The sequence below is a fragment of the Bacillus sp. XF8 genome (assembly GCF_017498755.1).
Lineage (GTDB): Bacteria > Bacillota > Bacilli > Bacillales > Bacillaceae_G > Bacillus_A > Bacillus_A bingmayongensis.
The window spans coordinates 1-2,983 of the sequence record NZ_JAGDQK010000101.1 but is presented as its reverse complement, the minus strand read 5'-3'; the positions used below and the strand labels follow the sequence as shown (position 1 = coordinate 2,983).

At 51.3% G+C, this 2,983-nt stretch carries 1 rRNA gene; it reads right to left on the bottom strand.

The features are described from left to right. Nucleotides 1-8: 8 nt before the first annotated feature. Nucleotides 9-2,930 (bottom strand): 23S ribosomal RNA (locus J4P91_RS28495). Between the last annotated feature and the right edge of the window lie 53 nt (nt 2,931-2,983).

Genomic DNA, 2,983 nt, shown 5'->3' with positions numbered 1-2,983 from the left:
CATATTATATGGTTAAGTCCTCGATCTATTAGTATTCGTCAGCTCCACATGTCACCATGCTTCCACCTCGAACCTATCAACCTGATCATCTTTCAGGGATCTTACTAGCTTACGCTATGGGAAATCTCATCTTGAGGGGGGCTTCATGCTTAGATGCTTTCAGCACTTATCCCTTCCGCACATAGCTACCCAGCTATGCCCTTGGCAGAACAACTGGTACACCAGCGGTGCGTCCATCCCGGTCCTCTCGTACTAAGGACAGCTCCTCTCAAATTTCCTACGCCCACGACGGATAGGGACCGAACTGTCTCACGACGTTCTGAACCCAGCTCGCGTACCGCTTTAATGGGCGAACAGCCCAACCCTTGGGACCGACTACAGCCCCAGGATGCGATGAGCCGACATCGAGGTGCCAAACCTCCCCGTCGATGTGGACTCTTGGGGGAGATAAGCCTGTTATCCCCGGGGTAGCTTTTATCCGTTGAGCGATGGCCCTTCCATGCGGAACCACCGGATCACTAAGCCCGACTTTCGTCCCTGCTCGACTTGTAGGTCTCGCAGTCAAGCTCCCTTATGCCTTTGCACTCTACGAATGATTTCCAACCATTCTGAGGGAACCTTTGGGCGCCTCCGTTACACTTTAGGAGGCGACCGCCCCAGTCAAACTGCCCACCTGACACTGTCTCCCGGGTCGATAAGACCCGTAGGTTAGAATTTCAATACAGTCAGGGCGGTATCCCACCAGCGCCTCCACCGAAGCTAGCGCTCCGGCTTCAAAGGCTCCCGCCTATCCTGTACAAACTGTACCAAAATTCAATATCAGGCTACAGTAAAGCTCCACGGGGTCTTTCCGTCCTGTCGCGGGTAACCTGCATCTTCACAGGTACTATAATTTCACCGAGTCTCTGGTTGAGACAGTGCCCAAATCGTTACACCTTTCGTGCGGGTCGGAACTTACCCGACAAGGAATTTCGCTACCTTAGGACCGTTATAGTTACGGCCGCCGTTTACTGGGGCTTCAGTTCAGAGCTTCGCTTGCGCTAACCCCTCTCCTTAACCTTCCAGCACCGGGCAGGTGTCAGCCCCTATACTTCGCCTTACGGCTTCGCAGAGACCTGTGTTTTTGCTAAACAGTCGCTTGGGCCTATTCACTGCGGCTTTCCGTTAAGAAAGCACCCCTTCTCCCGAAGTTACGGGGTCATTTTGCCGAGTTCCTTAACCAGAGTTCTCTCGCTCACCTTAGGATTCTCTCCTCGCCTACCTGTGTCGGTTTGCGGTACAGGCACCTTTTATCTCGCTAGAAGCTTTTCTTGGCAGCGGGGAATCAAAGACTTCGCTCCATAAGGAGCTTCCCCATCACAGCTCAGCCTTCACGATAAGCGGATTTGCCTACTTATCAGCCTAACTGCTTGGACGTGCACAACCAATCGCACGCTTCTTCTATCCTTCTGCGTCCCTCCATTGCTCAAACGATAAAGAGGTGGTACAGGAATATCAACCTGTTGTCCATCGCCTACGCCTGTCGGCCTCGGCTTAGGTCCTGACTAACCCTGAGCGGACGAGCCTTCCTCAGGAAACCTTAGGCATTCGGTGGACGGGATTCTCACCCGTCTTTCGCTACTCATACCGGCATTCTCACTTCTAAGCACTCCACCAGTCCTTCCGGTCTGACTTCACTGTCCTTAGAACGCTCCCCTACCACTGATACCATAGGTATCAATCCGCAGCTTCGGTGGTGTATTTAGCCCCGGTACATTTTCGGCGCAGAGTCACTCGACTAGTGAGCTATTACGCACTCTTTAAATGGTGGCTGCTTCTAAGCCAACATCCTAGTTGTCTAAGCAACTCCACATCCTTTTCCACTTAATACACACTTTGGGACCTTAGCTGGCGGTCTGGGCTGTTTCCCTTTTGACTACGGATCTTATCACTCGCAGTCTGACTCCCAAGGATAAGTCATTGGCATTCGGAGTTTGACTGAATTCGGTAATCCGATGAGGACCCCTAGTTCAATCAGTGCTCTACCTCCAAGACTCTAACACTTGAGGCTAGCCCTAAAGCTATTTCGGGGAGAACCAGCTATCTCCAGGTTCGATTGGAATTTCTCCGCTACCCACACCTCATCCCCGCACTTTTCAACGTGCGTGGGTTCGGGCCTCCATTCAGTGTTACCTGAACTTCACCCTGGACATGGGTAGATCACCTGGTTTCGGGTCTACGACCACGTACTAAACGCCCTATTCAGACTCGCTTTCGCTACGGCTCCGCCTCTTCAGCTTAACCTCGCACGGGATCGTAACTCGCCGGTTCATTCTACAAAAGGCACGCCATCACCCGTTAACGGGCTCTGACTATTTGTAGGCACACGGTTTCAGGATCTCTTTCACTCCCCTTCCGGGGTGCTTTTCACCTTTCCCTCACGGTACTGGTTCACTATCGATCACTAGGGAGTATTTAGCCTTGGGAGATGGTCCTCCCGGATTCCGACGGAATTTCACGTGTTCCGCCGTACTCAGGATACATTCAAGAGAGAACGAAGTTTCGACTACAGGGTTGTTACCTTCTGTGACGAGCCTTTCCAGACTGCTTCGTCTACCTCGTTCCTTTGTAACTCCGTATAGAATGTCCTACAACCCCAAGAGGCAAGCCTCTTGGTTTGGGCTAGATTCCGTTTCGCTCGCCGCTACTCAGGAAATCGCATTTGCTTTCTCTTCCTCCAGGTACTTAGATGTTTCAGTTCCCTGGGTCTGTCTTCCTTACCCTATGTATTCAGGTAAGGATACCATACCATTACGTATGGTGGGTTTCCCCATTCGGAAATCTTCGGATCAAAGCTTACTTACAGCTCCCCGAAGCATATCGGCGTTAGTCCCGTCCTTCATCGACTCCTAGTGTCAAGGCATCCACCGTGCGCCCTTTCTAACTTAACCAAACTAAAATTAAAAAATATGAGCTACACTGTTATCTAGTTTTCAAAGAACAT